Annotated in this window: 19 protein-coding genes, 1 tRNA gene, 2 pseudogenes and 1 riboswitch; of the genes and pseudogenes, 11 read left to right on the top strand and 11 right to left on the bottom strand. The window is 68.3% G+C overall.

Annotated features, from left to right (window positions below; translation table 11 throughout):
- Positions 1 to 106: 106 nt before the first annotated feature.
- Both ACJASC_RS02430 and ACJASC_RS02435 read left to right on the top strand, forming a co-directional pair.
- Positions 107 to 1,381 carry an efflux RND transporter periplasmic adaptor subunit gene (locus tag ACJASC_RS02430; RefSeq protein ID WP_415143258.1) on the top strand — a complete coding sequence of 425 codons (1,275 nt, stop codon included), beginning with the start codon at positions 107 to 109 and terminating at the stop codon, positions 1,379 to 1,381.
- Positions 1,378 to 4,482 (top strand): efflux RND transporter permease subunit, encoded by a 3,105-nt coding sequence (locus ACJASC_RS02435; protein WP_415143260.1) that lies wholly within the window; start codon positions 1,378 to 1,380, stop codon positions 4,480 to 4,482. Before ACJASC_RS02430 ends, ACJASC_RS02435 begins: the two co-directional genes overlap by 4 nt.
- A gap of 116 nt (positions 4,483 to 4,598) precedes the next feature.
- Here the strand turns inward: ACJASC_RS02435 and ACJASC_RS02440 are convergent.
- Positions 4,599 to 4,674 (bottom strand) — tRNA-Lys (locus ACJASC_RS02440).
- 94 nt (positions 4,675 to 4,768) lie between these two features.
- Here ACJASC_RS02440 and dapF point away from each other — a divergent pair.
- From dapF to ACJASC_RS02455, 3 genes are all read left to right on the top strand, one after another.
- Positions 4,769 to 5,584 carry a diaminopimelate epimerase gene (gene dapF, locus ACJASC_RS02445; protein ID WP_415143262.1) on the top strand — a complete coding sequence of 272 codons (816 nt, stop codon included), beginning with the start codon at positions 4,769 to 4,771 and terminating at the stop codon, positions 5,582 to 5,584.
- Complete coding sequence (mtaB, locus tag ACJASC_RS02450) at positions 5,584 to 6,843, top strand: tRNA (N(6)-L-threonylcarbamoyladenosine(37)-C(2))-methylthiotransferase MtaB (RefSeq protein WP_415143264.1); 1,260 nt, start codon at positions 5,584 to 5,586, stop codon at positions 6,841 to 6,843. The genes dapF and mtaB overlap by 1 nt, the downstream gene beginning before the upstream one ends.
- Positions 6,844 to 7,011: 168 nt before the next feature.
- Positions 7,012 to 7,617: a glutathione S-transferase gene (locus ACJASC_RS02455; RefSeq protein WP_021692907.1), complete on the top strand. Its 606-nt coding sequence runs from the start codon at positions 7,012 to 7,014 to the stop codon at positions 7,615 to 7,617.
- Positions 7,618 to 7,692: 75 nt separating this feature from the next.
- On the opposite strand, the gene ACJASC_RS02460 is transcribed toward ACJASC_RS02455, so the two are convergent.
- Entirely contained in the window at positions 7,693 to 8,340 is a 648-nt protein-coding gene (locus ACJASC_RS02460; RefSeq protein WP_415143268.1) for an outer membrane protein, read from the bottom strand.
- A gap of 349 nt (positions 8,341 to 8,689) precedes the next feature.
- Here ACJASC_RS02460 and petA point away from each other — a divergent pair, with 349 nt between their 5' ends.
- From petA to ACJASC_RS02475, 3 genes are read left to right on the top strand one after another with little or no spacing between them, the layout of a single operon-like run.
- Entirely contained in the window at positions 8,690 to 9,250 is a 561-nt protein-coding gene (gene petA, locus ACJASC_RS02465; protein WP_415143270.1) for a ubiquinol-cytochrome c reductase iron-sulfur subunit, read from the top strand.
- A gap of 11 nt (positions 9,251 to 9,261) precedes the next feature.
- Positions 9,262 to 10,605: a cytochrome b gene (locus tag ACJASC_RS02470; protein ID WP_021692904.1), complete on the top strand. Its 1,344-nt coding sequence runs from the start codon at positions 9,262 to 9,264 to the stop codon at positions 10,603 to 10,605.
- Positions 10,606 to 10,619: 14 nt separating this feature from the next.
- On the top strand, positions 10,620 to 11,462 hold the full coding sequence (locus tag ACJASC_RS02475; protein ID WP_021692903.1) for a cytochrome c1: 843 nt from the start codon (positions 10,620 to 10,622) through the stop codon (positions 11,460 to 11,462).
- 176 nt (positions 11,463 to 11,638) lie between these two features.
- Here ACJASC_RS02475 and ACJASC_RS02480 read toward each other — a convergent pair whose 3' ends face one another.
- The 3 genes from ACJASC_RS02480 to ACJASC_RS02490 are packed head-to-tail and all read right to left on the bottom strand — an operon-like array spanning position 11,639 to position 14,818.
- Positions 11,639 to 12,334 carry a thiamine ABC transporter ATP-binding protein gene (locus ACJASC_RS02480; RefSeq protein ID WP_021692902.1) on the bottom strand — a complete coding sequence of 232 codons (696 nt, stop codon included), beginning with the start codon at positions 12,332 to 12,334 and terminating at the stop codon, positions 11,639 to 11,641.
- Positions 12,321 to 13,856: an ABC transporter permease family protein gene (locus tag ACJASC_RS02485; RefSeq protein WP_415143274.1), complete on the bottom strand. Its 1,536-nt coding sequence runs from the start codon at positions 13,854 to 13,856 to the stop codon at positions 12,321 to 12,323. The genes ACJASC_RS02480 and ACJASC_RS02485 overlap by 14 nt, the downstream gene beginning before the upstream one ends.
- The gene (locus ACJASC_RS02490; protein ID WP_021692900.1) at positions 13,832 to 14,818 is read right to left on the bottom strand and encodes a thiamine ABC transporter substrate-binding protein; all 987 of its coding nucleotides are present in this window, start codon (positions 14,816 to 14,818) and stop codon (positions 13,832 to 13,834) included. The genes ACJASC_RS02485 and ACJASC_RS02490 overlap by 25 nt, the downstream gene beginning before the upstream one ends.
- 35 nt (positions 14,819 to 14,853) lie before the next feature.
- Positions 14,854 to 14,952: riboswitch (TPP riboswitch) on the bottom strand.
- Between the two features lie 94 nt (positions 14,953 to 15,046).
- On the opposite strand from ACJASC_RS02490, the gene aroC reads away from it, so the two are divergent.
- The gene (aroC, locus tag ACJASC_RS02495; RefSeq protein ID WP_021692899.1) at positions 15,047 to 16,147 is read left to right on the top strand and encodes a chorismate synthase; all 1,101 of its coding nucleotides are present in this window, start codon (positions 15,047 to 15,049) and stop codon (positions 16,145 to 16,147) included.
- Positions 16,148 to 16,171: 24 nt separating this feature from the next.
- Here aroC and ACJASC_RS02500 read toward each other — a convergent pair.
- From ACJASC_RS02500 to ACJASC_RS02525, 6 genes and pseudogenes are all read right to left on the bottom strand, one after another.
- A pseudogene (locus ACJASC_RS02500) lies at positions 16,172 to 16,684 on the bottom strand (SRPBCC family protein); the annotation flags it as partial.
- A complete protein-coding gene (locus ACJASC_RS02505) occupies positions 16,684 to 17,040 on the bottom strand; it encodes a PRC-barrel domain-containing protein (RefSeq protein ID WP_200861249.1) in 357 nt (118 codons plus the stop codon). The pseudogene ACJASC_RS02500 and the gene ACJASC_RS02505, both read right to left, overlap by 1 nt.
- Before the next feature lie 81 nt (positions 17,041 to 17,121).
- Positions 17,122 to 17,988: pseudogene (locus tag ACJASC_RS02510) on the bottom strand (DMT family transporter); the annotation flags it as partial.
- Between the two features lie 107 nt (positions 17,989 to 18,095).
- On the bottom strand, positions 18,096 to 18,386 hold the full coding sequence (locus ACJASC_RS02515; RefSeq protein WP_341212587.1) for an HU family DNA-binding protein: 291 nt from the start codon (positions 18,384 to 18,386) through the stop codon (positions 18,096 to 18,098).
- 132 nt (positions 18,387 to 18,518) lie between these two features.
- The gene (locus ACJASC_RS02520) at positions 18,519 to 19,994 is read right to left on the bottom strand and encodes an AMP nucleosidase (protein WP_415143277.1); all 1,476 of its coding nucleotides are present in this window, start codon (positions 19,992 to 19,994) and stop codon (positions 18,519 to 18,521) included.
- Between the two features lie 5 nt (positions 19,995 to 19,999).
- Positions 20,000 to 21,799: an adenine deaminase gene (locus ACJASC_RS02525; RefSeq protein WP_415143279.1), complete on the bottom strand. Its 1,800-nt coding sequence runs from the start codon at positions 21,797 to 21,799 to the stop codon at positions 20,000 to 20,002.
- A 207-nt stretch (positions 21,800 to 22,006) separates the two neighbouring features.
- Here ACJASC_RS02525 and ACJASC_RS02530 point away from each other — a divergent pair, with 207 nt between their 5' ends.
- Both ACJASC_RS02530 and ACJASC_RS02535 read left to right on the top strand, forming a co-directional pair.
- Positions 22,007 to 22,987, top strand: coding sequence for a DNA topoisomerase IB (locus ACJASC_RS02530; protein ID WP_415143281.1), 981 nt, complete (start codon positions 22,007 to 22,009; stop codon positions 22,985 to 22,987).
- The gene (locus tag ACJASC_RS02535; RefSeq protein ID WP_415143283.1) at positions 22,984 to 23,394 is read left to right on the top strand and encodes a DUF1810 domain-containing protein; all 411 of its coding nucleotides are present in this window, start codon (positions 22,984 to 22,986) and stop codon (positions 23,392 to 23,394) included. The genes ACJASC_RS02530 and ACJASC_RS02535 overlap by 4 nt, the downstream gene beginning before the upstream one ends.
- Positions 23,395 to 23,407: the final 13 nt, after the last annotated feature.

The raw sequence follows: 23,407 nt of genomic DNA on the forward strand, positions 1-23,407 counted from the left end.
TACAGGTCATCCGCGTTGCGCGGCGCGCCGTCGTCGGCGGCGGACGTGCCCGATGACGGATCGACCGACTGCCACGGGGGCGGGCGGCGCAGAGCGAGCGGATCCCATGGGCCATTTCTTGAGAACCTGCCTTGCCATAGCGGCCCTCCTCGGGGCCTATGCCTTCGCCTTCGGCCTGCCCTTCGGCAACGAAGGCGCGCAGCTGCCGGACACGCAGGCCGCCCCGACGGGGCGCGGGCCGGGCCGGGGCGGGGCCGGTAGGCCCGGTGGCGGCGGTGGTGGCCGTGAAACGGTCGCCGTGCTCGAAATCGTCGAAGTCACCCCCTATTCGCAGCGGATCACCGCGCTGGGCACCGCGCAGTCACGCGCCAGCGTGGCGCTCGTGGCCGAGGTGTCGGGCCGGATCACGGCACTGTCCCTGCCGGCCGATCGGCAGGTCGCCGAAGGCGCAGCGCTGGTCACGCTCGATTCCGAACGAGAGGCCGCCGAGCTGCGCATCGCCGAGGCCGAGCTGGCCCGCACCACCGACGCGCTCGACCGCTACGAAACCCTCGCCGCGAGCAATAGCGGCGCGGTTCAGGCCAGCGCACTCAGCGAAGCGCGCGCGGCCCAGCAGACCGCGCAGGCGCGGCTTGAACTGGCCCGCATCGCCCTCGACGAGCGGGTGATCCGCGCGCCGATTTCAGGCCGTGCGAGCCTCAGTGACCTCAGCGTCGGCCAGAGCCTGTCATCAGACGATGCGGTGACGACCATCGACGACACGGCCCGGCTCGTGGTCTCCTTCGAACTGCCCGAAAAGGCGCTCGACCTGCTCGACATCGGCACGACCATCGAAGCGCGCGCCCCCGCCCGACCGGGCGAAGTCTATGTGGCGCGCATCAGCGCCATCGACAGCCGGGTCGACCCGGTAACGCGCGGTGTCGCGCTGCGGGCCGAGATCGACAACGCGAAAGGCGACCTCAGACCGGGCACGGCGCTGCACCTGTCGGTGGCGGCCGAGGGCGAGGCGCTGCCGGTCGTGCCGGAAACGGCGCTCGGATACACGGCGCAGGGCATCCGGGTTTGGGAGGTCGAGGACGGGCTGGCGCGCGAGCGGTCCGTGCTGATCCGCGCGCGGCAGGATGGCCGCGTCTGGGTCGAGGCCGATCTGCAGACGGGGGCGACGGTGGTGGCCGACGGGGCCACGCGGCTGCGCGAAGGTGCTGCGGTGACCGGCCTCGGGGCGACAGCCGCCGACCCCACGCGCCGTGGCGAGGGCGATGGCCCGGCACCGACGACGCGGCGCACCCCCGACGGGCAGGACATCGCGGACGAAACCGTCGACAGCCCGAACGACGCCGCGCGATCGGCCCCGTCGCCCCGGCCGGAGGGCCGGGGATGAGTGCGGCCCCGCAGGGCGGCGTCACCGCCATCTTCGTCAAGCGCCCGATTCTCGCTCTGGTCTTGAACCTGCTGGTGCTGATCGCGGGCGGGCTGGCCTTTCTGGGCGTCGATCTGCGCGAGCTACCCAGCGTCGAGCTGCCGGTGCTGTCGGTACGCGCCAGTTATGACGGGGCCGCCCCCGAGGTCGTCGAGCGCGAGGTGACGGCGGTACTGGAACAGGCGCTGCGGCGGCTCGAAGGGGTCGAGACGATCTCGGCCAGCTCGGACTACGGCAGCGCGAGGCTGGTGCTCGACCTCGCAGCGGGCAGCGACGTGGACGCCAGCGCCAACGACGCGCGCGAAATCATCGCCCAGACGCTGCGCGAACTTCCCGATATCGAGACGCCCACCGTGGCGCAGAACGACACCGACGCCGACCCGATTCTGAGACTGGCGCTGACCGGCGCGGCAGGCCTGCCGGAGCTGACCGATTTGGCCGAGGGGCTGGTGAGCGAGCGGCTCACTTCGGTCGAGGGCGTGGCCGAGGTGACCGTGACGGGCAGCCAGTCGCGGCTCTTCAGGGTCGAGGTCGACATGACGGCGCTGCTGACGCGTGGCCTCGGGCTGTCGGACATCGCCACGGCACTCGACGCTCTCGACGGCACCGCGCCACTGGGCGCGCTCGAAAGCGACACCGGCACGCTGGCGTTGCGCGCCGCCGCCACCGCCATCGACACCGAAAGCCTGTCGCAGACCCGCATCGACGCGCGCACCCGGCTGGGCGACGTGGCGACGGTGCGGCTCGCGGTCGAGACGGGGCGCGGCGGGGCCAGCATCGACGGGCAGGCCTCGGTCGGGCTCGATATCGTGCGCCGGTCCGTCGGCAACACGCTGGCGATCTCGCGCGCCGTGCGCGCCGAGGTGGCGGCCCTCGCCCCCGCCCTGCCCGAGGGCGTGAGCCTCATGGTGACATCCGACGACGGCGTCTTCATCGAGGGCGCGCTGCGCGAGGTCGCAGGCTCGATCGCCGTGGCGACGGGGATCGTGATCGTCACGATCTATGCCTTTCTAGGCTCGATGCGGGCCACGCTGATCCCGGCTGTGACGATTCCCGTGGCGCTCACCGGGACCATCGCGGCGATCTGGCTGGCGGGGTTCTCGGTCAACACCATCACGCTTCTGGCGCTCGTGCTGGCCACCGGCATGGTTGTCGACGACGCCATCGTCGTGGTCGAGAACGTGGTGCGCCGCAGGCGCGAGGGGTTGGGCCCGCGCGCCGCCGCGATCCTTGGCACGCGCGAGGTCTTCTTCGCGGTGATCTCGACCACCGCGACACTGGCGGCGGTGTTCATCCCGATCTCCTTCCTGCCCGGACAGGCGGGCGGCATTTTTTCCGAGTTCGGCTTCGTGCTGGCCTTCGCGGTGAGCCTGTCGTCGCTGGCCGCGCTGACTCTGGCGCCGATGCTCGCGGGGCTTCTCGATCCGGGCCGCACCGCGCCGGGCACCGAAGCCATGGCCCGCCCCCCCTCCTGGGCCGAACGCGGTATCGACCGTCTCGTAGGCTGGATCGTCCGCGCGCCGGTGCTGACGCTGGCGCTGTGCGGCGCGCTCGCGATCCTCGCGCTGGGAACGGCGCGCGACCTGCCCGTGGCGATCACCCCGGACGAGGATCGCGGCGGCTTTGTGGTGTTCATGCGCGCGGCGGCGGGGCAGACCGCCGACAGCCTCGACGAGGGCGTGGCGCAGGTCGAGACGGTCCTCGCCCCCTACCGCGCGGCGGGGGTGGTCGATCTGGTGCAGAGCCTGAGCGGGCGCGGCGGCGCAAACACGGCCTTCATCATCGTCAAGCTCGCCCCTTGGGAGGAACGCGCCACGGCGCAGGCCGAGGTAATGCGCGACCTTTCGGCCCGACTGTCGGGCATCCCCGGCCTCAACGCCCGCGTCATCGGCGGCAACAGCCTCGGGATTCGCGGCGCTTCGGGCAGCGGCTCTCTCGACGTGGCCGTGGCGAGCACCGACCGCGCCGCCCTGCCGGGTGCCGCCGAGGCGCTGCTCGCCGCGATGTTCGACGATCCGGCCTTTACCGCGCCGCAACTGGCCAGCGACGCATGGGAGCCGATGCTCGAAGTCAGTCTCGACCACGAGGCGCTGCGCGATCTGGGCCTCGACGAGGCCGCGGTTTCGGCCACCGTCAACGCGATGCTCGAAGGGGTGAGCGCGGGGCCGGTGTTCCTCGGCGGCGAGGAAATGGAGATCGAGATCGTCCCCGCCGGCCCTGCGATCAACGATCCCGGCGATCTGGCGGGGGTCTTCCTGCGCGCCGAGGATGGACGACACCTATCGCTCGGCAGCGTGGTCACACTTGACACGGTGGTCGCCCCCGCCGACCTCCTGCGCGAGGATTCGGCCCCGGCGCTGGAGCTTCAGGCCGGAATGGGCGATGGCTACAGGCTGGCCGACGCGGTGGCGCGACTCGAGACGCTGGCCGCCGAAACGCTGCCCGATGGCACCCGGCTGGTGCTTCTGGGCGAGGCGGCGGCGCTGGGCGAGACCACGCGCGGCTTCACGATGGTCTTCGGCGCGGCCTTCGTGATCGTGCTGCTGGTTCTCGCGGCGCAGTTCGAAAGCTTCGGCAGCGCCATCGTGATCATGCTGACCGTGCCCTTCGGCCTTGCGGCGGCGGCACTGGCGATCGCGTTCACGGGTGGATCTCTCAACTATTACAGCCAGATCGGCCTCGTCCTCCTTGTCGGGGTGATGGCCAAGAACGGCATCCTGATCGTGGAGTTCGCCAACACGCAGCGCGCCTTGGGCCTCGAGCGCGAGGCGGCGATCCGCACGGCGCTGCGGCTGCGGCTGCGTCCGGTGATGATGACGATGATCTCGACCGTGCTGGGCGCGCTGCCGCTGGTTCTGTCGAGCGGCGCGGGCGCCGAGGCGCGCGCTGCCGTCGGTTGGGTGATCATCGGCGGGCTGGGCATGGCGACGCTGTTCACACTGTTCCTGACCCCGGCGCTCTACACGCTCATCTCGCGGTTCGGCCCCCGCCCCGGGATGCGGGCGCGGCAGGCCGATGACGAATTGACCATGGCCGAGCGCGCCGTGGCCGAAAGCGGATAAGGCTTCGGGTTCGAACGAGGAATGAAGGGAGGGATGATCCTGCCTGACGGCATGCCGCGGCTGGGGAAGGCATGCGCTCCCGCCCCGTCCGCGATCGATGATCCTAGAGTGATCAGTGGTGAGCCGTGCAGGATTCGAACCTGCGACCCACTGATTAAAAGTCAGTTGCTCTACCAACTGAGCTAACGGCCCACTGGGCGGGTCTCTAAGGGGAGTGGCGGGGGGGGTCAACCGCAAAATTACCCTTTCTCTGGATTAAGTTCGCTGGCTTTGCTATTGGCCCGCCATGCAGGAAAACACCCCCTCCGGCCTGCCGTTCATGAAGATGCACGGGCTTGGCAACGACTTCGTCGTGATCGACGCGCGCGGGCCCGTGACGGCCGTGGCGCCCGACCTCGCGCGCGCCATCGCCGACCGGCATCGCGGCGTCGGCTTCGATCAGCTGGCGACGATCCACACGGCCAAAGACGCGGATCTGCATCTCGTGTTCTGGAACGCCGACGGCTCGCAATCTGCGGCCTGCGGCAACGCCACGCGCTGCATTGCGGCGTGGGAGATGGCCCGCACGGGCAAACCCGCCCTCGACATCACCACCGAGCGTGGCCGCCTAGCCGCGCGCGGTGCGGGCAATGGGCTGGTGGCGGTCAACATGGGCCAGCCGCAGCTGCGCTGGGACGAGATTCCGCTGGCGCGCGAGATGGACACGCTCACCCTGCCGATCGAGGGCGGGCCCACCGCCACCGGCATGGGCAACCCGCATTGCAGCTTCTTCGTGGACAACGTTTCTGCCATCGACATCGAGAGCTTCGGCGCGGCGCATGAGCATCATCCGCTCTACCCCGAGCGCACCAACGTACAGGTGGCGCAGGTCACGGGTCCCGACCGCATCCGCATGCGGGTCTGGGAGCGCGGCGCGGGGCTGACGCTGGCCTCCGGGTCCTCCTCCTGCGCCGTGGCCGTGGCGGCGGCGCGGCGGGGGCTGACGGGCCGGGCCGTCAGCATCGATCTCGACGGCGGCACGCTTCACATCGACTGGCGCGAGGACGGGGTCTGGATGACCGGTCCGACGGCGCATGTCTTCGACGGGGTCTGGAGGCTCTGATGGACCGAAAAGCACCGATCTTCGCCACCATGGGGTGCCGCCTCAACGCCTATGAGACCGAGGCGATGAAGGATCTCGCCACGCGCGCGGGCGTCGAGGACGCCGTGGTGGTCAACACCTGCGCCGTCACCGCCGAGGCCGTGCGCAAGGCGGGCCAGGAGATTCGCCGCCTGCGGCGCGAAAATCCGACCGCGAAGATCATCGTGACCGGCTGTGCCGCACAGACCGATCCCAAGCGGTTCTCGGACATGGACGAGGTCGACCTCGTCATCGGCAACACCGAGAAGATGAACCCCGAGACATGGAAGGGCATGGCCCCTGATCTGATCGGCGCGACCGAGCCGGTGCAGGTCGACGACATCATGAGCGTGACCGAGACAGCCGGTCACCTGATCGACGGCTTCGGCAGCCGCAGCCGCGCCTATGTGCAGGTGCAGAACGGCTGCGACCACCGCTGCACCTTCTGCATCATCCCCTATGGCCGGGGCAATTCGCGCTCGGTCCCGGCGGGCGTGGTGGTCGAACAGATCCGAAGGCTCGTGGATCGCGGCTATGAGGAGGTGGTGCTGACCGGTGTCGACCTGACCTCATGGGGGGCCGACCTGCCCGCCAGGCCGCGGCTGGGCGATCTGGTGATGCGCATTCTCAAGCTGATCCCCGACCTGCCGCGCCTGCGCATCTCCTCGATCGATTCGATCGAGGTGGACGAGAACCTGATGCAGGCCATCGCCACCGAACCACGGCTGATGCCGCATCTGCATCTGAGCCTCCAGCATGGCGACGACCTGATCCTCAAACGGATGAAGCGTCGCCACCTGCGCGACGACGCGATCCGCTTTGCCGAAGAGGCGCGGCGGCTGCGCCCCGACATGACCTTTGGCGCCGACATCATCGCCGGTTTCCCGACCGAAACCGAGGCGATGTTCGAGAACTCGCTCAGGCTGGTCGAGGAGTGCGGCCTCACCTGGCTGCATGTCTTTCCCTATTCGCCCCGCCCCGGCACCCCGGCGGCGCGGATGCCGCAGGTCAGGGGGCCCGCGATCAAGGCGCGCGCGGCCCGGTTGCGGGCGGCGGGAGAGCGGGCGGCGCAGGCGCATCTCGCGGCACAGGTCGGCCGGACGCACCGCATCCTCATGGAAAGCCCGCGCATGGGGCGGACCGAGCATTTCGCCGAGGTTGATTTTGCCACCGACCAGCCCGAGGGCCGGATCGTCGAGGCGCGGATCACCGGGGTGGGCGGGAGCCGGCTGACCGCCTGAGCGCGGATCGCCTCGATCGGCGTCCGGCCCTCGCCCCATTCGTGGCCGTGCGAAACCACGCAGTTCGGAGAGCGGCGAAGGAGAGCCCCTCACCGATCTCCTCGCTGCGCCCCTTGCGGGCCGCGAAGGACACTGCTTGACTGCCCGGGGCCAACCGGAGTGTTCCACATGAAACTTCTCACCTCCCCCGCCTCGCCCTTTGCGCGCAAGGTTCGTGTGGTGCTGATCGAGACAGGTCAGGCCGATCAGGTCACGGAGATCGCCGCCGCGACCGACCCGCTTGGCGATCCGGTGGACGTGATCCACGCCAATCCCTTGGGCAAGATCCCCGCATTGGTGCGCGACGATGGCCCTGCGCTTTATGACAGCCGCGTCATCACCCGGTATCTCGACGCCCGCGCAGGGGCGCGCCTCTACCCCGAGGCCCGGATCTGGGAGGTTCTGACGCTCGAGGCGACCGCCGATGGGATCATGGACGCGGCGCTGTCGATGGTGCTCGAGACCCGTATCCGTGCGGAGACCGAACGCTCGGCAAAATGGGTCGAGGGACAATGGCGCAAGGTGGAACGCGGGCTGGATGCGATCGAGGCACGTTGGATCAGCCATCTCGAGGGTCAGATCGACATTGGCCAGATCGCCGTGGCCTGTGCGCTGGGCTATCTCGACCTGCGGCATGGCGGGCGCGACTGGCGCGCGGGACGACCGCAGCTCGCCGCATGGGCCGAGCGCTTCGCAGCCCGTGACAGCATGGTGAACACGGCTCCGCCTGCCTGAGGCGAAAGGACAAGACGTGGCAATCGGGGTGAGCAAGCTGGCCGAAGGCCGAGCCGGGCCTAGCCCCTTGCGGAATCAGAAGTTGAAGCTGACGCCGAGGTTGAGCGCGTTGGTGACGATGTCCGATTCCAGCGTGCCGCCCCCCACGAGGTCGGCCTCGTTCTGCGAATAGGTGCCCTTGTACTCGCCGAAGACCGACATGCTGTCGGTGACGGAGTAGCTTGCCCCCGCCATCAGCGCGACCGCCGGGCCGGTAAGCTGGTACTCGTCTGTGCGGCCCTCGCCATCGTCATACTCGACCCGCGGCGCCGCGACACCGAAGCCGCCGCCCACATAGGGCGTCAGCCCGTAGGCGGCGTCGGGAAAGCGGCGATAGGCGTTCAATGTCAGGATGTTCAGCCCGTCGGTGAACTCCAACGTATCGAGCCCCTGTTCCGCGCGGGTTTCCGCGTCGGAATAGACCTTGGTATGGTTGAAATCGACACCGAAGCCGAGGTTGTTCTCGCGCCACCAGGTCGCGCGCAGGCCGTAATAGGGCGGCGCGTCGAAGGAGTTGCCCTCCCAGCCGGCGGTAAAATCGCGGTCGCTTGCGGTGCCGGGCCGGTCGACCGTGACGCCCGAATGCGGCGCGCCCTGCACGCCGCCATAGAAACTCAACTCGACCTCGGCATGCGCGAGGGCGGGAAGAAGGATCAGGATCAGCGAAGCGGCAAGGCGGGACATCGGATTGACTTTCGGTCGGACGGTGGCGGACGGGGATCGGCGGTACGGGGCAGGCGCAGCAGACTCGCGCCACTATCACCCGAATCTGGAGATCACAGATACAAACTCCAACAGGGAAACGTTTCAATTTTCCGTTGTCGCATTCCCGCAACGGCAGGCGGGTTTCTCCCCCTTGTCGGTGCGGGACCCAAGACCTAGCTCGGCCCTCGGGTGCCCCGCCCTGCGCGGTATTGTCCGCTGGACGGGCGCGGGATTGATGGCTAAACAGCGCCAAAACGCCAAGCGGGTCACGGCCCGCGGTCTTTTGCCGTCCGGGCGACGCCGCCCCAGCCATACCGGAGATCAACCCGTGTCACACGCCGACGATCATCAGGGCACCCGCCGCGATTTTCTCTACTATGCCACCGCCGGCGCGGGGGCGGTCGTGGCCGGTGCCGCAGTCTGGCCGCTGGTCAACCAGATGAACCCCTCGGCCGACGTGCTGGCGCTCGCCTCGATCCGGGTAGACGTCTCGGGCGTCCAGCCGGGCACCCAGCTCACCGTGCTGTGGCAGGGCAAGCCGGTATTCATCCGCTCGCGCACCGAGGAGGAGATTGCCGCCGCGCGCGAGGTCGATGTGGCCTCCCTGCCCGATCCGGTGGCCCAAAACGAGAACCTGAACGGTGCCGCCCTTGCGACCGACGAGAACCGCGCGCTGGACGAAACCGGCACATGGCTCGTGCAGATGGGCGTCTGCACCCATCTGGGCTGCGTGCCGCTGGGCGAGCAGGGTGATTTCGGCGGCTGGTTCTGCCCCTGTCACGGGTCGCACTACGACACCGCCGGCCGCATCCGCAAAGGGCCCGCGCCGCGCAACCTGCCCATTCCCGTCGCCGAATTCGTCGACGAGACGACCATCAAGCTCGGCTGAGGAGACCCCTGATGTCCGGTATTCCGCACGATCATTACGAACCCAAGACAGGCGGCGAGCGCTGGCTCAACAACCGTCTGCCGGTCCTCGGCCTGCTCTATGACACGCTGATGATCCCAACGCCGAAGAACCTCAACTGGATGTGGATCTGGGGCATCGTCCTGACCTTCACGCTGGCGTTGCAGATCGTCACCGGCATCGTGCTGGTGATGCATTACACGCCGCATGTCGACATGGCCTTCTCGAGCGTCGAGAAGATCATGCGCGACGTGAATGGCGGCTTCATGCTGCGTTACCTGCACGCCAACGGCGCCTCGCTGTTCTTCGTCGCGGTCTATGCGCACATTTTCCGCAGCCTCTACTACGGCAACTACAAGTCGCCGCGCGAGGTGACCTGGATCATCGGCATCCTGATGTACCTGCTGATGATGGGCACCGCCTTCATGGGCTACGTTCTGCCCTGGGGTCAGATGTCGTTCCACGGCACGGCCGTGATCACCGGCCTGTTCGGCGCCATCCCCTTCGTGGGCGAAGCGATCCAGACCTGGCTTCTGGGTGCATCGGCCGTGGGCCAGCCCGCGCTGAACCGCTTCTTCTCGCTGCACTACCTGATGCCTTTCATTCTGGCGGGCCTGACCGTCGTACACATCTGGGCCTTCCACTCGACCGGCAACAACAACCCCACCGGGGTCGAGGTGCGCCGCACCTCGAAGGAAGAGGCCAAGCGCGACACCCTGCCCTTCTGGCCCTACTTCGTGATGAAGGACCTGTTCGCGCTGGCGATCGTGCTGATGATCTTCTTTGCGATCGTCGGCTTCATGCCGAACTACCTCGGCCACCCCGACAACTACATCGAGGCAAACCCGCTCGCGACCCCGGCGCATATCGTGCCCGAATGGTACTTCCTGCCCTTCTACGCGATCCTGCGCGCCTTCACCGCCGACGTCTGGGTCGTGATGTTCGCCGAATGGATCACCTTCGGCATCGTCGACGCCAAGTTCTTCGGCGTGCTGGCGATGTTCGGTGCCATCGCGGTGATCGCGCTCGCGCCGTGGCTCGACACCTCGTCGGTGCGCTCGGGCCGGTATCGCCCGATGTTCAAGTGGTGGTTCGCGCTGCTCGTGGTCGACTTCTTCGTCCTGATGTGGGGCGGCGCAATGCCGGCCGAAGGCATCTACCCCTACATCTCGCTGATCGGTGCGGCCTACTGGTTCGGCTACTTCCTCGTGATCCTGCCGCTTCTGGGCGTGATCGAGAAGCCGCTGCCGATGCCCGCGACGATCGAGGACGATTTCAACGCGCATTACGACCCCAAGACCGGCGGCACCCACACCGTCGTCAAGCCGGCCGAGTGAGAGAGGCAAGACTGATGTTGAAAACCGCCATCCTGGCCGCGATCGCGGCGATGGGCCTCGCCGGTACCGCTATCGCGGAGGCCGAAACGCACATCACGGATTACGACTTTTCCTACGAGGGTCCCTTCGGGGCCTTCGACCAGATGCAGCTGCAGCGCGGCCTGCAGGTCTACACCGAGGTCTGCGCCGCCTGTCACGGCCTGAAATACGTCTCCTACCGCAACCTCGCGGATGAGGGCGGCCCCGGCCTGCCCGAGGATCAGGTCCGCGCCTATGCCGCGCAGTTCGAGACCTTCGACGAGGAGCTCGACGACTTCCGCCCGGCGACCCCGGCTGACAAGTTCCCCGAGAGCGCACTGCCCGAAGCGCCCGACCTGTCGCTGATGGCCAAGTCGCGCGCCGGTTTCCACGGCCCCTACGGATCGGGCCTGAACCAGCTCTTCAAAGGCATGGGTGGGCCGGAATACGTCGCTTCCCTGCTGACCGGCTACGAGGAGGCGCCCGCTTGCGCCCCCGAGGATTTCGCGGGCTACTACAACGTGGCCTTCGCCTCGGGCGGCTTCCCCGAGAGCTGTATCGACGACGAAGGCCACCACGAGGTGCCCGGCTCGTGGATCGCCATGCCGCCGCCGCTTCTGGGCGACGACGTGACCTACGAGGACGGCCACGAAGCCTCCGTCGTGGAAGAAGCGAAGGACGTGACCGCTTTCATGATGTGGACCGCCGAACCCAAGATGATGGCGCGCAAGCAGGCCGGCTTTACCGGCGTGCTGTTCCTCGGCCTGCTCGCGGTGCTGCTCTACTTCACCAACAAGCGGATCTGGCACCGCGCCAAATACGGCCCCCGCGACAAGTGATCGCAAGGGCCTGACGGCAAGAGAGGGCGCTCTGGAAGGAGCGCCCTTTTTTCATGTCAGGACGCCAAAGAAGGGAAAGCTTTGCCCATCGGCGGCGCGCTGAAGCACGGCATGGCCTCGTCACCAATGCGCAAACATGTCCATTGGCCGTAACAGCGGTGTTCCCTGCGCGGGCCTCAGCGTCCCAGATAGGCCCTGAGAGCGGGCGGGGGATCGGCCAGAAGCGGACCCGCCGCCTGGGGCGGGGCGGCGCGGCCCGCATCCACCAGCACGATGTGACTGGCGATACGCGTGGCGTCCTCGGGCGCGTGGCTCACCATCAACACCGTCCTCCCCTCCCCCGCTAACACCTCGCGCGCGAGGTCGAGCATCTCGGCCCGCAGCCCCGGCCCGAGGGCCGCGAAGGGCTCGTCGAGCAGAACCAGCGCGCGGTCCATCAGCAGCACCCGCGCCAGCGCCGCGCGGCTTTGCTGCCCGCCCGAGAGAGCGGCAGGCTTGCGCGCGGCCATGCCGGTCAGGCCGACACGCTCCAGCACCGCGCCGATGGCGTGCCGCCGCGCCGCGTCGAGCCGACCGCGCGGGTCGAGACCCAGCGCGAGGTTGCGCTCCACCGTCAGGTGCGGAAACAGATTGTTATCCTGAAACAGGATCGAGATCGGCCGACCCGCGGGGGCGATCGGCGTCAGGTCGCGCCCGTCCCAGACGACGCGACCCGCGCTCGGCGCGAGAAAGCCCGCGATGGTGGCGAGCAGCGTCGACTTGCCGCCACCCGACGGCCCCATGACCGCGCAGACCGCGCCGTCCTCCAGCGCCCAATCCGCGGAGAGCGAGAACTCACCCTGCCGAATCTCCAGCCCGTCAAGCCGCAGCATCGCCCCGCCCTCCGTGATCGAAGATCCAGAACAGCGCGAGGCTGAGCGCCAGAAGCACCAACGCCACCCCCGCCGCCTGCTCCATCCGGTAGGCCGACATCAGCCGCACCATCAATAGCGGCAGCGTCGCCTCGCCATCGCCAGCGAACAGCGCGATGACCCCGAGATCGCCCATCGACAGCGCCGCCGTCAGCCCGGCGGCAAAGCCCAAGGGGCGGCGCAGGCGCGGCAGAATCAGCCAGCGCAGGCGCGCCCAGCCCGTGAGGCCCAGAGAGGTCGCGAGCCGCCCATGCGCGGCCTCGGCCTGTGCTGCGGCAGGGGCCAGAACCCGCGCCGCGAAGGGCAGCGCCATCGCAGCGTTCACCAGCCCCGTCACGAGCAGCGCCACTTCGCGGGGGGAAACCAGCGGGTAAAGCACGACGAACAGCCCCGTGCCCATCACGAGGCTGGACGCGGCAAGCGGCAGCAGCATCGACAACTGCGCCAGCGCGCCGCCGCGCAGCACCAGCGCCAGCGCCAGCACAAGCGTCAGCGCCGTCGCCCCCAGCGCCACCGAAACCGATCGCAGCGCCGCCGCCCAGATCCCGTCGGGAAGATCCAGCAGCCCCGGCACCCCGCGCGCCACGATCATTGCGAGGGGCGCCATGAGGAACAGCGCAGCGAGCGCGATAGCCAAGGCATCGACGCTGCGCCCGCCCGGCTCGAACCGCTCGACCACCCGGTCGAGGCCCGTGCCCAGCGCATCGGGCGCGCCCGCCATGCGCACCAGCAGCGCGGCGGCGGCGCAGAGGCCGAACTGCACCATCGCCAGCACTGCGGCCCGACCCAGATCGAAGTCGAATCGCAGCGATTGGTAGATGGCAAGCTCGACCGTAGTGGCGCGCGGCCCGCCGCCCAGCGTCAGCGCCACCGCAAAGCTTGTCAGGCAGATGAGGAAGATGACCGCGAAGGCCCCCGGCGCCACCGCGCGCAGCATCGGTGCTTCCAGCAGCCGCCCCACCGGCGCCCCGAGAGAGGCGGCGAGGCGGAAGCGCTCGGCGGGAATCGCGATCCAGCCCTGAAGGATCAACCGCACCGCCAGCGGCAGGTTGAAGAACACATGCGCCAACACCACCCCGTGCCAGCCATAGACCGACACCGGCCCGAGCCCCGCGAGACCCAGCGCGTCGTTGAGGAGGCCGCCGCGTCCGAACACGCCGATCAGCCCGATCACCGCGACGATGACCGGCAGGATGAACGGCGCGCCCAGAAGCGTCACCAGAGCGCCGCGCCCAACGAAGCGCCGCCGCGCCAGCGCCCGCGCCACCGGCACGGCGAGCACGACCGACAGCGCCGCCGAAAGGGCGGCCTGCCAAATGGTGAACCAGATGGCCGAGAGATCGGCGGGGCCGAGCTGTAGGGCGAAGCCCGCGCGCCATGCCACCGCCGCCAGCGTGCCCAGCGTCAGCGTCAGCACCAGCCCGGCGGCGATCGCGCCGGGCCATCTCGCCCATGTACTTATTGCGACAGCCCCTGCCGCCATGCTTCGATCGCGGGGGCGCGCAGCGCGTCGGCCTCGGTCTCGGACAGCCAGATCGCCTTTTCGGGCATGGCGATGTCGCGGAAGGCTTCGGGCCATTCGGCTTCGGGCAGTGCCGAAGGATAGGACCAGTTCGAGGTCGGGATAAGTGATTGGAACGCCTCGCTGGTGACGAAGCGCATGAATTGCTGCGCCAGATCGGGATCGTCGGTGCCCTTGAGCTGGGCCGCCAGCTCGATCGTCATGTAATGCCCCTCCTCGAAGATCGCCGCCGACACGGTGTCGTCCTCCTCGGCGATCGCGTGGTAGGCGGGCGATGTGGTGTAGCTCAGCACCATGTCGACCTCGCCCTCGGTGAAGAGGCCGTAGGATTCGGACCAGCCTGGCGTGACGGTGGTGATCTTGGGCGCAAGCTCGGCCCACTTGGCCTCCGCTTCGTCGCCGAACACCTCCTCGGCCCAGAGCACCAGCGACAGACCCGAGACCGAGCTGCGCGGATCCTGGATGGCGATGCGCAGATCGTCGGGGGCGTTCACCAGCGCCTCGAAGCTGGCGGGCACCTCCTTGAGCGCCTCGTTATCGTAGACGAAGGCGAGGTAGGACCAGTCGAAGGGCAGGAAAACCTCGTCGTCCCACGCGATCGGCAGCGTCAGCGCGGAGGTGTCGACGCCATGCGGCGCGAACAGCCCGGTCTCGCGCGCCTTCCTCATCTCGGTCGAATCAAAACCGATGGCGACGTCGGCCTCCGTGCGCTCTCCTTCGAGCAGCAGCCGCGGCAGCAGATCGCCGGTCTGGTAATCGATCGTGCAGCCGCACTCGGCCTCGAAGGCCTCCTTGATCGCGGGGCCGGGGCCCCATTCGGAGCCGAAGTAGTCGGGGGCATAGACGGTGAGGGTCTTGTCCTGCGCGAGCGCCGGGGTGGCGGCGAGTGCGAGGGTAAGACCCGCGATCAGGCGATGGTGCATGGTCATCCTCCGATGCGGGCGAAGAGCAAGGAGGACGCCTGTCCCGAAACCTTCCCTCCGCCGGTGTGATCCGGTTCAGGTTCAACGGGTCCGCGCGACGCGCATCTCAGCCAGTGGCCCCCCGAGGTGGAGCGGACAGTAGGGCATCGGGGGCCATGCGCAAGCCCCCGGCCTTTCCCCCGCGTCCGCGCCGCGCTACACCGGCCCGGCCACAAGGAGAGCGCGCCCATGTCCCTCAACAGCTTCGGCCACCTGTTCCGCGTCACCACATGGGGCGAAAGCCACGGCCCCGCGCTCGGCGCCACGGTCGACGGTTGTCCGCCGGGGGTGGAGATCACCGAAGCCGACCTGCAGGTCTGGCTCGACAAGCGGCGTCCGGGCCAGAACAAGCATACCACGCAGCGGCGCGAACCCGACGCGGTGGAGATCCTGTCGGGCGTGTTCGAGGGCAGGTCTACAGGCACGCCGATCCAGCTGATGATCCGCAACACCGACCAGCGCTCCAAGGATTACGGCGACATCGCCGAGACCTTCCGCCCCGGCCATGCCGACATCGCCTATCACCTGAAATACGGGCTGCGCGACTATCGCGGCGGCGGTCGCTCCAGCGCGCGTGAAACGGCGGCGCGGGTCGCGGCGGGCGGCGTGGCACGAGCCGCGCTCAAGGCCGCGCTGCCGGATCTGAAGATCACCGGCTACATGGTCCAGATGGGCGAGAAGACGATCGATCGTGCGAAGATCGACATGGAGGAGATCGCCCAAAACGATTTCTGGTGTCCTGACGCGGCTGCGGCGACCGAATGGGCCGACTATCTCGACGCGCTGCGCAAGGACCACAACTCGGTCGGCGCGATGATCGAGGTGACGGCCTCGGGCGTGCCCGCGGGCCTCGGCGCGCCGGTATACGGCAAGCTCGACACCGATCTGGCGGCGGCGATGATGTCGATCAACGCCGTAAAGGGCGTGGAGATCGGCGAGGGCATGGCGGCGGCGGCGCTGACGGGCCGCGACAATGCCGACGAGATCTTCATGGGCGAGAACGGTCCCGAATACGGCTCGAACCATGCAGGCGGCATCTTGGGCGGGATAAGCTCCGGACAGGACGTGGTGCTGCGCTTCGCGGTGAAGCCGACCTCATCGATCCTGAGCCCGCGCCGCTCGATCCGCATCGACGGAAGCCCCACCGAAGTCGTCACCAAGGGGCGCCACGATCCCTGCGTCGGCATCCGCGCCGTGCCGGTGGCCGAGGCGATGATGGCTTGCGTGCTGCTCGATCATTATCTGCTCGATCGCGGCCAGACCGGCGGGCATCGCGGCACCATCGGCTGAACGGCGCGCCAGTTCGGCCGTGAGCGCCCGTGCCCCGCGCGCCATGGCCCAACGGTGATTCCACGCGAAAGCCGGGCCGAGAAGCGGCGCGAGACGGCGCAGCAGCGGCCGCTCGACCCGGACCCGCCAGTCATAGATGGCGAGCGTCCCCGTGCCGTACGGCCGGATGCGCCAGACACCCCTGCCCCGCAGGTCGCCCATGGCAGCGATGACGCAGCCATCCGGGCGCCACGCCACGAGACGCCCCCGCCAAACCAGCCGGTAGGGCAGGAAGCCGCGCGACCGCATTTCCACGATCCGGCCGATCCCGTCGGGACGGCCCGGCTCGAGGATGCGCACCCCGAGATAGACCTCGCCCCACCAGTCGGGAAAGCGTTCGGGCTCGGACAGGAGCGCCACCACGGCGCGAGGCGGGGCCGCGAGCTCCCAACGTGTCACGATATGAAACCGCCCCGCCCGCGCCAGCCCTCGACGCAGGGCATGCAAAAGGCCGCCGGAGCGTGTCCGGCGGCCTCGGGGCCATGTCGGGGGCCGCATCAGATCCAGTAGTAGGGCGCGCCGTAATGGGAATAGGTCGCCTCTTCCCAACGACGATCCTCGTACCAGCGGTCGGGCCGCTCGGGTGCACCTTGAAGCTGCGTCTCGGTGATGTCGGTGCGGTAGCCGCCCAAACCCGTGTCGTAGTCAAGCTTGGCCCAAGGGATCGGATGATGCTCTTCCCCCATCCCGAGGAAACCGCCAAAGCCCATCACCGCATAGGTGATCTTGCCGGACTTCTTGTCGATCACGAGGTGGTCGATATGGCCGATCTTTTCGCCACCGGCGCCATAGACTTCGGTGCCGTTGACGCGATCGGACGAAATCGTGCTGTGGCTGTCGCTGTAGTCGAACATGATGTCCTCCTGTGCTGTCTCGGAAGTAAAACCAACAGCCCCGCCCGGCTGTTCCACCGGGTTTCGCGATGCGCCGATTGTGGCCGATGGCCGCCGCGCCAGCTGCACGGCGAGGATGCCCGCCGCCACCACCGCCACGCCCAGCGCATCGGTCGTGCCCAGCGCCTCACCCAAAAGAACGGCGGCGATCACGACCCCGAACACCGGGTTGAGGAAATGGAAGGTCGCCGCCTTCACCGCGCCGATCCGTTCGACCAGCACGAACCACACCAGCGTCGCCAGCACGCCTGGCACCAGCACGGTGTAGCTGAAGGCCACGACGAGTGGCCACGACCATGTCACCGCCCAGCTTTCGAAGATCAGCGCCGGTGGCAGCAACGCCGCCGCGCCGACCAGCATCTGCAATCCGACGACCATCATCAGGTTGCCGCCCGACGCCGCGCCGCGCACCACGAGCGTCGCCGTGGCCAGCGCCAGCGCCGCCACGCCGCACAGAGCGACCGCAACGAGGTCGAGCCCGCCCGCCATGCGCCCGCCCATGATGATCGCCACGCCGGCAAAACCCGCCAGCAGCCCGATCGCCGCCACGGGCGGCAGCCGGTCGCGCAGCACCACCCAGCCGATCAACGCCACCAGAAGCGGCATGGTCGAGGCGATGATCGAGGCGACTGACGCGCCGATCCACTGCATCGCCACGAAGTTCAGCCCCAGATAGAGCGCGTTCTGGCACAAACCGAAGATCACCACGCCGCGCCACTGCGCCCGGCTGAGCCGTGCGGTCTGGCGCAGCATCAGCGCGATGCCGATGGCAATGACACCGGAGGCCAGAAACCGCAGCGTCAGCGCAGTGAGCGGCGGCGCATGAGCAACCACCACCCGCGCCGAGGTGAAGGCCGACGACCACATCAGCGCGAAGGCGAGCCCGAGTGCGAGTGACCTGACATCCATCGACAACCTCCCGGCAGCATCGAGCGGGCAGAAACGAGAAAGGGCCGCCCCTCGGGGCGACCCTTTCGTCATTTCGTCCGCACCGCAAGGCCGCGGCGCATCGAGGATCACTCCTCGTTGACGCTGTCCTTGAGCGCCTTGGCAATGGTCATCTTGACCACCTTGTCGGCGTCCTTCTTGATCTGCTCGCCCGTCGCGGGGTTGCGGACCATGCGCTCGGGGCGCTCGCGGCAGTAGATCTTGCCGACGTTCGGCAGGGTCACGGCGCCGCCCTGCGACACTTCGCGGGTGATGATGGCGACCAGCGCGTCCAGATGGGCGCCGGCGGATTTCTTGTCGCCGCCGGTCTCGTCGGCGATGGCGCTGACGAGCTGCGCCTTGGTCATCGGTTTGGCCATTCCAGGTCTCCTTACCACAGCCCGCTTGGGGCGTATTCCTGCGCCGCTTGGTGCGACGTGTTGCCTAGACCCACAATGAAACAATCGCCAATGCAAGCAAAAACCGATGTTTCCTTGCGGTATCGGCGGGTTTCAGAGAAAAGCCGTCTCTTCGAAGCTACGCAGTTTGCGGCTGTGAATGCGCTCCAGCGGCATTTCGCGCAGCCGCTCCATCGCCCGGATCCCGATCATCAGGTGGCGCGCCACCTGCGTCTTGTAGAAATCCGACGCCATGCCCGGCAGCTTCAGCTCGCCATGCAGCGGCTTGTCGGAAACGCAGAGCAGCGTGCCGTAGGGCACCCGGAAGCGGAAGCCGTTGGCCGCGATGGTGGCGCTTTCCATGTCGAGCGCCACGGCCCGCGACTGCGACAGACGCTGCACCGGGCCGGACTGGTCGCGCAACTCCCAGTTGCGGTTGTCGATGGTCGCCACGGTGCCGGTGCGCATGATCCGCTTGAGATCATAGCCCTCGAGCGCCGTGACCTGCTCCACCGCCTCCTCGAGCGCGATCTGGATCTCGGCCAGCGCCGGGATCGGGACCCAGACCGGCAGGTCGTCATCGAGCACGTGATCCTCGCGCAGGTAGCCATGCGCCAGAACGAAATCGCCCAGACGCTGCGAATTGCGCAGCCCCGCGCAGTGCCCGACCATCAGCCAGGCATGCGGGCGCAGCACCGCGATGTGGTCGGTCGCGGTTTTGGCGTTGGACGGCCCGACGCCGATATTGACCAGCGTGATCCCCTGCCCGTTCGCCCGCTTGAGGTGATAGGTCGGCATCTGCGGCATCTTGGCGGGGATGTGCATCGCGCCTTCGGGATCGGTGATCACCTGATTGTTCGGCCCGACAAAGCTGGTGTAGCCGCTCTCGGGATCGGCCAGCACGTGGCGTGCATAGGCCTCGAATTCCTCGACGTAGAACTGGTAGTTGGTGAACAGCACGTGGTTCTGGAAATGCTGCGGGTCGGTCGCGGTGTAATGCGCAAGCCGGGCCAGCGAATAGTCGATGCGCTGCGCCGTGAAGGGGGCCAGGGGCCGTGCCCCGTCGGGATAAGTGAAGCCGTTGCCGTTGACGATGTCGTCATGCGTGGTCGAGAGATCCGGCACGTCGAACACGTCGCGCAGATGAAAATCCATCGCCCCGTCCTGCGGCACCGTCACGGAGGAGTCGTTGGCCACGGCGAAATGCACCGGCATAGGCGTCTCGGAGGCGCCGATCACGACCGGCACGCCGTGGTTCTCGATCAGCAGGCGCATCTGCTGCTTGAGGTAATTGCCGAACAGCCCGGGCCGGGTGACGGTGGTGGCATAGGTGCCCGGCTCGGCCACATGGCCAAAGCTCAGCCGACTGTCGGCCTGTGCGAAGGTCGCGGTGGAAAACCGGATCTCGGGATAGAAGGCGCGAAACCGCGTCTCCGGCACGCCGCCCTTCAGCGTTTCGGTGAATTTCTCGCATAGAAAGCGCGAGGCGCCGTCGTAGATCTCCCTGAGCCGCGCCAGCGCCGCTTCGGGATCGGTGAAGGCCTCGGCGGCGGGGAGCGGGGGGGTCTCGATCTTCAGCGTCTTCTCCATCTCGTTCAGTCCTGTCCTTCGAATGGTCCCGTGATCTCGAAGCGGGTGACGTCCACCAGCCCCAGATCCGATATGCGCAGCTCGGGGATCACCACGAGCGCGAGCAGCGAGTGCTGCATGTAGGCGTTGTTGAGCGTGCAGCCAGTGTCGCGCATCGCCGCGACCATGGCGTCGGCTTGGGCGGCCACCTCGCGCGCGGGCGCGTCCGACATCAGCCCCGCGATCGGCAGCCGCACCAGCGCGCGCTCCGCGTCGTCGCGCCAGACCGTGACGCCGCCGCCGACCTCTCCGAGCCGGTTCGCGGCTTTCGCCATCATCGCGGCATCGGTGCCGACGACGATCATGTGGTGGCTGTCATGCGCCACGGTCGAGGCGATCGCCATGCGGCCTTCATAGCCGAAGCCCTCGACGAAGCCGTTCACCACGCCGCCGGTGCCGCGGTGCCGCTCCACCAGAGCAATCCGCGCGACCGGGCCTTCGGGCATCACGCTGCCCTCATCGACGGGCAGCTCGCGTACCAGCGCCTTGGTCGGGGCTTGGTTCTCGACCACGCCGATCACCCGCGCCCGCACCGTCTCGGCCCCGTCGGGCGCCGCCAGCCTGAAATCATCCGCCTTCAACTCCCGGCCCAGATGCACGGTCCGCCGCGCGCGCTCGGGCCAGTCGTAATGCGGGCATGTGACACGCAGATCACCATTCTCGGCCACCAGCACCCCGCGCGCGAAGACCGTCTCGATCGGCAACGCCTCCAGATCCGAGGTCAGGATCACGTCGGCCCGCCGCCCCGGCGCGATGCTGCCCAGCTCGCGTTCCATGCCGAAATGCGTGGCCGTGTTGATCGTCGCCATCTGCAGCGCCACCAAAGGCGCGCAGCCGCATTCGATCGCGTGGCGCACCACCCGGTCCATGTGGCCGTCATTCGCCAGCGTCCCGGAATGACAGTCATCGGTGCACAGCACGAAGTTGCGCGGGTCGAGACCCTTTTCGGTGACGGCGGTGATCTGGCTCTTCACGTCGTACCACGCGCTGCCCAATCGCAGCATGGAGCGCATGCCCTGCCGCACCCGGTCGATGGCGTCGCTCTCGCGCGTGCCTTCGTGGTCGTCGGCGGGACCCCCCGCGACATAGGCGTGGAACGGCACGCCCCGGTCGGGGCTCGCGTAGTGCCCGCCCACGGTCTTGCCCGCGCGCATGGTGGCCGCGATCTCCGAGAGCATCTTGGGATCGCCTGCGACGACGCCGGGATAGTTCATCATCTCGCCCAGACCCACGATGCCGGGCCAAACCATCGCCTCGGCCACGTCCTCGGGGCTGATCTCGTGGCCCGTGGTCTCCAGCCCCGGTGCCGATGGCGCGCAGGACGGCATCTGGGTAAAGATGTTGACGGGCTGCATCAGCGCCTCATCATGCATCATCCGCACCCCTTCAAGGCCAAGCACGTTGGCGATCTCGTGCGGGTCGGTGAACATGGTCGTCGTGCCATGCGGGATCACGGCGGCGGCGAATTCGGCTGGGGTCAGCATACCGCTCTCGATATGCATATGCGCGTCGATCAGGCCGGGGATCAGGTAACGATCGGCGGCATCCACCACCTTCGTCCCCTCGCCGATGCAATGGCTCGCATCCGGGCCGACATAGGCGAACCGCCCTTCGGCCACCGCCACCTCCCAACCGTCGAGGATCTCGCGGCTCTGCACGTTCACCAGACGGCCGCCACGGATCACGAGATCGGCGGCTTCGCGGCCCGCGGCCACGGCAACGAGACGGGGGGCAGCTTCGGCCCAAGATCTGATGGCATGTTCCATCTTCGGATTTCATACCAATGAACCGGCCGCCGCAACCCCGGCCCGGCGGGATGGGAAAGCTGCAAAGCGCCATGACGGCAAGGCGGCTCCACCCCCGTTCCGTGCGCATTTGAGGAATGAGGTGCGCAGCCCCCGCGCGAGAGTGTGATCGCACCCTTCGGAACGGCCCCAGCCCATGCGGCGTTGCGCGCCCGAGGAGACCTCGCCATGCCGCCCCCCGCCCAGCTCGTCTATTATCCCGATTCAGAACCTGGCATCACCCGCCGACGCTGCGGGCGCGGGTTCACCTATACCGCCCCCGACGGCACCACCATCGCGCGCGGGGCCGAGCGTCGTCGCCTCGACGCGCTCGCGGTGCCACCCGCCTATGAAAGCGTCTGGATCTGTCCCAAGCCGCAGGGCCATTTGCAGGCCACCGGCCTCGACGCGCGCACCCGCAAGCAGTACCGCTATCACCCCGACTGGCGTGCTTGGCGCGAGGCGCACAAGTTCGACCATCTCGCGGAGTTCGGCGAGGCGCTTCCCGCGATCCGCCGCCGCATCCGCCGCGACCTGTCGGGTGAGGCGGGGGAGCTCGACTTTGCCATCGCCGCCGTGCTGGCATTGATCGACCGGGTGTCGATCCGCGTGGGCAACCCTGAATACGCCGCCGAGAACCGCACCTATGGCGCCACGACCCTGACGGGGCGGCACATCCGGCTCGACGAAGACGAGTTGCGTCTGCGCTACACCGCCAAGGGCAACAAGAAGGTGGACCGCCACCTCAGGGACCGCCGCCTGATGAAGGTGCTGGGCGAGTTGCACGACCTGCCGGGCAGGCAGCTCATCGGCTGGGTCGATGAGGACGGCACCCCGCATGGCGTCTCCTCGGGGCAGGTCAACGACCGGCTGGCCGAGATCACCGGCTCGGACCACATCACCGCCAAGACCTTTCGCACATGGGCGGGCTCCGAGGTGGCGCTGGCCCGTGCGTTGTCGGACGAGGCGCTTACCATCAAGGGCATGAGCGAGGCCGCCGCGGAGCGGCTTTCCAACACGCCGACCATCGCGCGCAACAGCTACATCCACCCCAAGGTCATCGCCCTACACGACACCGACCCCGAGGAGCGCGCTGCCCTGCTCGAAGACCTCCCCGAGACGGCGGGACTGCGGCAGGCCGAGAGGGCCCTGCTGAGGCTTTTGTCATGAGCCTCGCGCGGTTCATCGAGGCGCAGGAGGGCAGCTATGCGACGGCGCTGTCCGAAATCGAGGCGGGCCGCAAGCGCAGCCATTGGATGTGGTACATCTGGCCGCAGCTGCGCGGCCTCGGCCATTCGCCCATGGCGCAGCACTATGGCATCGACGGGGCCGCCGAGGCGCGCGCCTATCTGGCCCATCCCATCCTCGGCCCTCGTCTTGTCGAGATCAGCCACGCCATGCTCACCTATGAGGGGCGCGCCCCCGAGGACATCCTCGGCGGCATCGACGCGCTCAAGCTGCGCAGCAGCGCCACGCTCTTTGCCGCTCAGCCGGGTGCCGACCCGGTGTTCGCGCGGCTCATCGAAGCGTTCTATGACAGCCCCGACGCCAAGACGCTGGCGCTTCTGGACCCCTGACCGCGCATCGGGC

It is taken from the genome of Limimaricola cinnabarinus, assembly GCF_047631075.1.
Lineage (GTDB): Bacteria > Pseudomonadota > Alphaproteobacteria > Rhodobacterales > Rhodobacteraceae > Limimaricola > Limimaricola cinnabarinus.

Coding starts and splice junctions, on each gene's coding strand:
- ACJASC_RS02535 (WP_415143283.1), top strand. CDS start 22,984: ATGAGCCTCGCGCGGTTCATCGAGGCGCAGGAGGGCAGCTATGCGACG.
- ACJASC_RS02480 (WP_021692902.1), bottom strand. CDS start 12,334: ATGCTGCGGCTTGACGGGCTGGAGATTCGGCAGGGTGAGTTCTCGCTC.
- ACJASC_RS02515 (WP_341212587.1), bottom strand. CDS start 18,386: ATGGCCAAACCGATGACCAAGGCGCAGCTCGTCAGCGCCATCGCCGAC.
- ACJASC_RS02470 (WP_021692904.1), top strand. CDS start 9,262: ATGTCCGGTATTCCGCACGATCATTACGAACCCAAGACAGGCGGCGAG.
- aroC (WP_021692899.1), top strand. CDS start 15,047: ATGTCCCTCAACAGCTTCGGCCACCTGTTCCGCGTCACCACATGGGGC.
- ACJASC_RS02435 (WP_415143260.1), top strand. CDS start 1,378: ATGAGTGCGGCCCCGCAGGGCGGCGTCACCGCCATCTTCGTCAAGCGC.
- ACJASC_RS02475 (WP_021692903.1), top strand. CDS start 10,620: ATGTTGAAAACCGCCATCCTGGCCGCGATCGCGGCGATGGGCCTCGCC.
- mtaB (WP_415143264.1), top strand. CDS start 5,584: ATGGACCGAAAAGCACCGATCTTCGCCACCATGGGGTGCCGCCTCAAC.
- dapF (WP_415143262.1), top strand. CDS start 4,769: ATGCAGGAAAACACCCCCTCCGGCCTGCCGTTCATGAAGATGCACGGG.
- ACJASC_RS02430 (WP_415143258.1), top strand. CDS start 107: ATGGGCCATTTCTTGAGAACCTGCCTTGCCATAGCGGCCCTCCTCGGG.
- ACJASC_RS02505 (WP_200861249.1), bottom strand. CDS start 17,040: ATGTTCGACTACAGCGACAGCCACAGCACGATTTCGTCCGATCGCGTC.
- ACJASC_RS02520 (WP_415143277.1), bottom strand. CDS start 19,994: ATGGAGAAGACGCTGAAGATCGAGACCCCCCCGCTCCCCGCCGCCGAG.
- ACJASC_RS02455 (WP_021692907.1), top strand. CDS start 7,012: ATGAAACTTCTCACCTCCCCCGCCTCGCCCTTTGCGCGCAAGGTTCGT.
- ACJASC_RS02460 (WP_415143268.1), bottom strand. CDS start 8,340: ATGTCCCGCCTTGCCGCTTCGCTGATCCTGATCCTTCTTCCCGCCCTC.
- ACJASC_RS02530 (WP_415143281.1), top strand. CDS start 22,007: ATGCCGCCCCCCGCCCAGCTCGTCTATTATCCCGATTCAGAACCTGGC.
- ACJASC_RS02485 (WP_415143274.1), bottom strand. CDS start 13,856: ATGGCGGCAGGGGCTGTCGCAATAAGTACATGGGCGAGATGGCCCGGC.
- ACJASC_RS02490 (WP_021692900.1), bottom strand. CDS start 14,818: ATGCACCATCGCCTGATCGCGGGTCTTACCCTCGCACTCGCCGCCACC.
- ACJASC_RS02525 (WP_415143279.1), bottom strand. CDS start 21,799: ATGGAACATGCCATCAGATCTTGGGCCGAAGCTGCCCCCCGTCTCGTT.